The following is a 6,293-nucleotide window of genomic DNA, read 5'->3' as shown; positions in this document are numbered from 1 at the left end:
CCCGGCCAGCGCGCTGCCGGCGAGGAACATGGGCCTGCGCCTGCGCGGGGGGACGTCGTCCTCGTCGGGGACGGCGCTGTAGGCCAGCGCGTCGGCGGTCGTGTTGCCCCATACGTCCAGGTACGTCGGGCCGATCGGTCGGGGACTCACTTCCCCGGTGCCCGGGTCGAGCGCGTATGCCAGGGCCGCCGTGGACGAGGCGAACAGCGGCGCGTTCGCCGACGCCAGCGCCGCTCCACGGGCCAGCGCCATCTCCGGCTCCTCCGGAGCGGCCACCACGAGCGGGGTCGCGGCCTCGAGCGCGGGCTTGATCCCCACGATGTCCGTGCCGCAGCCCACCAGGAAGGCGCCGTCCGCCCGCGCCCCCCGCGAGTTGAGACCGGCCAGCATCGTCGCCAACTCGGCGGCGAGCGGTTCTTGCCGGGCGTCTGCCAGCTGCCGGCGGTGCAGGTCGACGATGGAACCGTCGGTGACGTCGACGACAGCCAGCGTCGCGGTCTCGGGCTCCACGAACAGCATCGCGATGTGCGCGTAGTCCAGGGCGGACCCGACCGTCTGGGCCAGCGCGGCCGCGGCCAGCAGCGGCGACACCAGCATGACGTTGCCCATGCCGTGGCGGCCCATCGCATCCCGCAGGGGGCCGACCCCTGCGGGATCCGTCCACGTCACTCCGGTCGACACCAAGTGGTAGCCGCCCGCGAGCGCACCTTCCCGGGTGCCGTCGATCGCCGCAAGCACTTGGTCGACCGCCCCGGCGGTCGCCGAGCCTGCGCCGCCGCCGGTCACGATGTACCTGCATTTCCCGTTCGTCACGGTGCCGATTCCCATCACCCCGCCGGCGCCGCCCCCGCCGCCGTAAGGGAATGGCGCACGACCGCGAGTGCGCGCACACTGGGCGGTGACGGCATGAGCGGCGAGGAGGTCGCGTGGGCGAATACGGTGCGTTCGGGTTTGATCCCGACGAGTTCGATCGAGTGATCCGAGAGGGCAGCGAGGGGCTGCGCGACATGTTCGAGCGGGTCAGCAAGTTTGTCGCGGCGCCGGGAGCCCGGACCGGGTGGTCGTCGCTCTTCGACGACCTGTCGCGGCGCCCCCGCCAGCAGCCCGAGACCACCGGCGAGGCCGGAGACGGTGTCTGGGCCATTTACACGGTGGACGCGAACGGCGGCGCGCACGTCGAACAGGTTTATGCCACGGAGCTCGACGCGCTGCGGGCCAACAAGAACAACGTCGACCCCAAGCGCAAGGTGCGGTTCCTGCCCTACGGCATCGCGGTCAGCGTCCTCGACGACGATTCCCCCGACGAGGAACCCGGCGAGCCTTCCTGAGGCTCAGCCCTGCTGGACGACGTTCGCGCTACCGGCGTTGCTGACCTTCGGCGCACCCGAGTGGTAGGTGACCTTGTTGTTGAGGCCGGACGCTTGAATGCTGTCGACGGCGTCGACGGTGACCTGGTTCTGCATGCCCGACACGGTGAGGCTCGCACAGTGGCCGGTGATCACCACGGTGTTCGATACCCCGCGGACGACGACGATGTTGTCGTTGCAGGCGATGGTCCGGTTCTCGCCGACCCCGGAGACACTGATCTCGTCGCCCGGCGCCGGCGCAGGTGACGTCGACGGCCTGGGCGTTTTGGTCCGAGTGGCCGACGGTGAGGTGCCGCCCGGGGAGATGCTGGTGATGGTCGGCGGCGAGCTGATGATCGAGCGCACACCGGACAGCTGGTGTGCCGCGAAGGCGGCGATGCCGCCGGCGAGAGCCAGCATGCCGACGACGATGACCGTGCCCAAAATCCACCACATGCGATTGCCCGAGGGACGTTGCGGCGGCGGGCCCGGGAACGGGCCGCCATAGCTCCACGCGGGCGGTGGCGGCGGAGGGCCAGCCGGTCCGGGCGAATAAGCCGGGCCGGCGGGCTGCGCGCTACCCGCTTCGGATGCCCGCGCCGCCTCGGCGAGCGGGCGCTCGAGTTCCCGGATCCGCTCCTCCGGGTCGTCGTTTGCTGCCATCGGTTGAATATGCCATTCCCGCGGCTGGTTTCGGGCGGTTCGGTAGTTTCTGCTTCGTGCCCGAGTTGCCGAACCGTCAGGTGTTGTTGCGTCGCCGCCCCACGGGGCTTGTTCAGCCCGGTGACACGGAGCTGGTCACCACCCCGGCACCCGAACCGGCGGAGGGGGAGGCGCTGCTGCGCACCACCTATGTGGGGATCGACGCAGCCGCCCGCACGTGGCTGGACGACCAGCCGAGCTACCTTCCGCCGGTGCAGCTGGGCGAGGTGATCCGCGCGGCCGGGATCGGCGAGGTGGTCGCGTCGCGCTGCGATGCCTACGCGGTCGGCGACGTCGTCACCACGCTGACCGGCTTCTCCGAGTACGCGATCATCCGCGACGACCTGTTCAGCACGCCCATCCCGGGCGAGGACGACCAGCTGGCGATCATGTCGGTCTACGGGCCCACCGGCGCCACCGCCTATTTCGGAATGACCGACATCGGCCGGCCCACGGAAGGGGAAACGGTGGTGATCTCGGCGGCCGCGGGCGCCACGGGATCGGTGGCGGGCCAGATCGCCAAGATCGCCGGCGCCCGGGTGGTGGGCATCGCCGGCGGGCCGGAGAAGTGCCGGGCGGTGGTGGAGGACTTCGGGTTCGACGCGTGCATCGACTACAAGAACGACGACCTCGCGGCGGCACTCAAGCAACACTGCCCACGGCGCGTCGACGTCTACTTCGACAATGTTGGCGGGCCGATCCTCGACGCGGTGCTGGGCCGCTTGGCCCCGCGCGCCCGCGTCGTGCTGTGCGGCGTCATCTCCAGCTACCTCACCGGCGAGCACCCCGGGCCGGCCAACTACGTGAACCTGCTGTCCAAGACCGCCTTGATGCAGGGATTCAACGCCCTCGACCAGTGGGGCCGCTTCGACGAGGCGTTCGCCGCGCTTCGGCAGTGGGAGGCCGAGGGCCGGCTCAAGCACCGGGAAACCATCTTCGACGGCATCGAATCGTGCGTCGACGCCCTCAACGGCCTGTTCACCGGGGTCAACATCGGCAAGACGCTGGTCAAGCTCAGCGAACCGGCTTCCCGCTGAGCATCGCGCGTGGTTGGCACGGGAGAAACTGCGCGCCACGAGCCGGGTGTGCGCTGCGTGGCACCCCGGCGCGTGGTTTCATAACACCGTTTGCAAAGGTTGCTTCGGGGTATCGCGCTAGGTCGGAACACGGCTTTCACGATTGGTGGGTTGTAGATGGATCGTCGCAGCATGATGTTGATGTCGGGGCTCGGCATGCTGGGGGCTGCGATGCGCTTGCCCGGTGCCTGGGCCACCCCGTCGGCGCCCCAGGCGCCGCCGTCGGCCGGTCCCGGCGGGCCGTACATCTTCGCCGACGAGTTCGACGGGCCGGCGGGCTCGCCTCCCGATCCCGGCAAGTGGACGATCCAGACCTGGCAGGACGACGTCTTCCCGCCGGTCGAGGGCATCTACCGCGACGACCGCCAAAACGTGTTCCAGGACGGGCACTCCAACCTGGTCCTGTGCGCCACCCACGATCTGCTGAACAACACCTATTACAGCGGCAAGCTGCGCGGCAACTTCCGGAGCATGATCAATCAGACCTGGGAAGCGCGGATCAAGCTCGACTGCCTGTATCCCGGCCTGTGGCCCTCGTTCTGGGGTGTCAACGAGGACCCGCTGCCCGACGGCGAGGTGGACATCTTCGAGTGGTACGGCAACGGGCAGTGGGCCCCGGGCACCACCGTCCACGCGGCGTCCAACGGCAAGACCTGGGAGGGGAAGTCCATTCCCGGCCTGGTCGACGGCGGCTGGCACACCTGGCGGATGCATTGGGGCGAAGAGGGTTTCGAGTTCTCGCGGGACGGCGCCGAGTACTTCAAGGTCCCCAACAAGCCCATCCACGTCCACGGCGGCGCGCCCGACGACTTCCGGTGGCCGTTCAACATCCCCGGCTATTGGATGACGCCCATGTTCACCCTCGCCGTCGGCGGGGTCGGCGCCGGCGATCCGGCGGCGGGTACCTTCCCCGCGTCCATGCTGGTCGACTACATCCGCATCTGGTGATCACCGCGTCGCTTTGAACACCTGCACCAGGTTGAACTGCCAGCGCTCGACGAGCCGGAAGCCCAGATCGTGCGGCACCGCGAAGGCGGGGGTCGCCCCGTAGCGCGGACCGGGCGGCAGCGCCGGACCTTGATCGTGGGCGGGCATCGATTCGTCGGCCTGCGTGATGATCCAGACCACGCGGCAATGGCTGAGTGGCGCGGCGACGACCTCGGGGATCAGGTTGGTGTCGAAGACGTCGTTGCGGTCGGTCGCCCGCTGCCACAGCGTCAGGTCGATCAGCTTGCGATAGGCATCGGGGCGCGCCGCCATCAGGGGGCGCATCGGGGCGGGCATGAACGTCACGGTGTCGTTCACCAGCAGGCAATCGCCCGGCGTCGCCCGGCCCTCGATCAGATCCGCCACCTGGCTGTAGTCCATTCCGTACTTGGCATACGGGTTTCGCTGCGCCAACAGGTAATTCGGGGCGGCGGCGACGGCGAAAAGGGTGACGACGGCCGCCGTCAGCCACGGCCGGGTGGTCACCGCGGCGGCGCAGACACCGAGGATCAGCGCCATTCCCGGCGCGGTGAACGTCAGGTAGCGCGGCGTGTAGATCGAGTGCACCAGCGCCGAGTAGATCAGGATGGCCGCGGTCGGTAGGGCAAGCCATGCGACCGCGAGGGCCAGCAGCTGCCCATCGCCGCGCGCCGGCCGCGCGGACTTGCTGAGCCACAACGCAATAGCCCCCGCGATCACCAGCGCCGACAGCACGGCGAACGGGGGGCTGCGCTCGAAATACTGTTGCACCACGACGTCTTCGAGCGTCCGGCGACCGATCGGTGCGATCCAGCTGATTTGATGCGCCTGCCCGGCGACCGTCACCAGGAACGGGGCCATGGCGCAGATCCCGGCGGTCGCCGCGATCGCGAACCGCAGCAAAACCCTTCGCCCACAACGGGACACCACAACGAGCGTGAAGTGCGCCCCGACCAACAGTGCGAGGTAGACATCGAGCGCAATCGACGAGACCAGGGCGAGGCCGTAGGCCGCCCACAGCCAACCGGAGTCGCGGCGCGCGGCGCGCACGAGCAACACCGTCAGCCACACCGCGGCCATCATCGACAGCGCGTAGGGGCGGGCCTCGATGCCCGCCCACGTCGTTCGCGGCAAGACGGCGCAGAAGGCACCCGAGGCCACCGCGACGGTGCGCGACGAAAACTGCTTGCCCAGCACCACGATTCCCGCCGCGGCGCCCCCGACGGCCAGCCCACTCGGCGCGCGCGACCAGAACTCGGTGGGCGGGAAAACCTGAAACCAGGCGTGCATGAGCAGGTAGTACAGGCCGTGCACGGCGTCGACATTGCCCAGCATCCGCCACAACTGGGCGAGGGAACGACTGTATGCGGCCGAGATCGTGGCGGCCTCGTCATACCAGAAAGACGGGCGGCCCGCGCCGCCCATGCTCACCGCGACGGCGAGCACCCCGACCAGCAGCGGGTCCAGCCCGGCCGACGGGCGGCGAAGCGGGTTCCGCACGTCGCTATGGTGCCAGAAGCAGATCCCTGGGCCCGTCGCCGGTCGGCTACCTTCGGGTCAGTTGAGCAGCCAGACGTGCCAGAACCCGTCGGAGCCCAGGCGGCAGTCCCAATGGGTGTACAGGTGGTCGTTGTGCGTGATCTCGACGTGCGGGGCGTCCGCCTCGCAGCCAGACTGGCTCGAGTAGTTGCCCTCGACCTCTACTTCGTCGGCACTGGCCACGCCCACCCCGGTGGTGAGCAGCCCGGCAAACGCCAATAGGCCAGCGGCGCAAGCCATCTTCATTTGGACCTCCCCTTGTTAGCTGAGCCGACTATATCGACCGGCCCGGGCGGGCGATCGAAAACGGGGAATCCGGCAAACCGCCACCATTCGAACGTATGATCGATCGATGGGGCAGTTCGCGTCCATCGGGTACAACGGGCAACCGGTCCGCAGCCCGTTCCGGGTGGTGCGTCCGCCGGTCACGGTCCTGGTGGACCTGACGGTGCTCTTCCCGCGTGAGCCACACCGCTCCGGGCGGTATCAGCCCAACGGGCTGCAACTGCACAAGGTCGTCGAGGGCCTGCTCAGCTGCTGGGGCCTCTGCGAGCAGGGCGACTGGTGGGGGCTGGTGACCTACCCGGTCGCCTACGGCTCCCAGCGCAAGACCGTGACGCACTGGGTGCCCGCCTGGACGTTGCGTCGAAAGCCGTTCTGAGGG

Annotated in this window: 7 protein-coding genes and 1 pseudogene; 4 read left to right on the top strand and 4 right to left on the bottom strand. The window is 69.2% G+C overall.

Annotated elements, in window-relative coordinates; all coding sequences use genetic code 11:
- Positions 1–813: pseudogene (locus A5709_RS18470) on the bottom strand (hypothetical protein); the annotation flags it as partial.
- A gap of 113 nt (positions 814–926) precedes the next feature.
- Here A5709_RS18470 and A5709_RS18465 point away from each other — a divergent pair.
- Positions 927–1,328, top strand: coding sequence for a hypothetical protein (locus A5709_RS18465; protein WP_068121462.1), 402 nt, complete (start codon positions 927–929; stop codon positions 1,326–1,328).
- A 3-nt stretch (positions 1,329–1,331) separates the two neighbouring features.
- On the opposite strand, the gene A5709_RS18460 is transcribed toward A5709_RS18465, so the two are convergent.
- Positions 1,332–2,009 (bottom strand): DUF3060 domain-containing protein, encoded by a 678-nt coding sequence (locus A5709_RS18460; RefSeq protein ID WP_068121459.1) that lies wholly within the window; start codon positions 2,007–2,009, stop codon positions 1,332–1,334.
- Between the two features lie 56 nt (positions 2,010–2,065).
- Between A5709_RS18460 and A5709_RS18455 the strand changes: the two genes are divergently transcribed.
- The gene (locus tag A5709_RS18455) at positions 2,066–3,085 is read left to right on the top strand and encodes an NADP-dependent oxidoreductase (RefSeq protein WP_068121454.1); all 1,020 of its coding nucleotides are present in this window, start codon (positions 2,066–2,068) and stop codon (positions 3,083–3,085) included.
- A 156-nt stretch (positions 3,086–3,241) separates the two neighbouring features.
- Complete coding sequence (locus tag A5709_RS18450; protein ID WP_067947840.1) at positions 3,242–4,072, top strand: family 16 glycosylhydrolase; 831 nt, start codon at positions 3,242–3,244, stop codon at positions 4,070–4,072.
- Here the strand turns inward: A5709_RS18450 and A5709_RS18445 are convergent, their stop codons facing one another.
- Positions 4,073–5,515, bottom strand: a complete 1,443-nt coding sequence (locus A5709_RS18445) for a glycosyltransferase family 39 protein (RefSeq protein WP_156768096.1) — start codon at positions 5,513–5,515, stop codon at positions 4,073–4,075.
- A gap of 132 nt (positions 5,516–5,647) precedes the next feature.
- Positions 5,648–5,875, bottom strand: a complete 228-nt coding sequence (locus tag A5709_RS18440) for a hypothetical protein (protein WP_066947520.1) — start codon at positions 5,873–5,875, stop codon at positions 5,648–5,650.
- Positions 5,876–5,981: 106 nt separating this feature from the next.
- Between A5709_RS18440 and A5709_RS18435 the strand changes: the two genes are divergently transcribed.
- Positions 5,982–6,290 carry a hypothetical protein gene (locus A5709_RS18435; RefSeq protein WP_067947845.1) on the top strand — a complete coding sequence of 103 codons (309 nt, stop codon included), beginning with the start codon at positions 5,982–5,984 and terminating at the stop codon, positions 6,288–6,290.
- The last annotated feature ends 3 nt before the right edge of the window (positions 6,291–6,293 follow it).

It is taken from the genome of Mycobacterium sp. E1386 (assembly GCF_001672745.1).
Taxonomy (GTDB): domain Bacteria; phylum Actinomycetota; class Actinomycetes; order Mycobacteriales; family Mycobacteriaceae; genus Mycobacterium.
The sequence above is the reverse complement of the archived record's forward strand: the minus strand, read 5'-3'. Positions and strand labels throughout refer to the sequence as shown.

Bases quoted from the DNA above. Each gene is read 5' to 3' on its own strand.
- A5709_RS18445 (WP_156768096.1), bottom strand. From the start codon at position 5,515: ATGGGCGGCGCGGGCCGCCCGTCTTTCTGGTATGACGAGGCCGCCACG.
- A5709_RS18450 (WP_067947840.1), top strand. From the start codon at position 3,242: ATGGATCGTCGCAGCATGATGTTGATGTCGGGGCTCGGCATGCTGGGG.
- A5709_RS18440 (WP_066947520.1), bottom strand. From the start codon at position 5,875: ATGAAGATGGCTTGCGCCGCTGGCCTATTGGCGTTTGCCGGGCTGCTC.
- A5709_RS18435 (WP_067947845.1), top strand. From the start codon at position 5,982: ATGGGGCAGTTCGCGTCCATCGGGTACAACGGGCAACCGGTCCGCAGC.
- A5709_RS18460 (WP_068121459.1), bottom strand. From the start codon at position 2,009: ATGGCAGCAAACGACGACCCGGAGGAGCGGATCCGGGAACTCGAGCGC.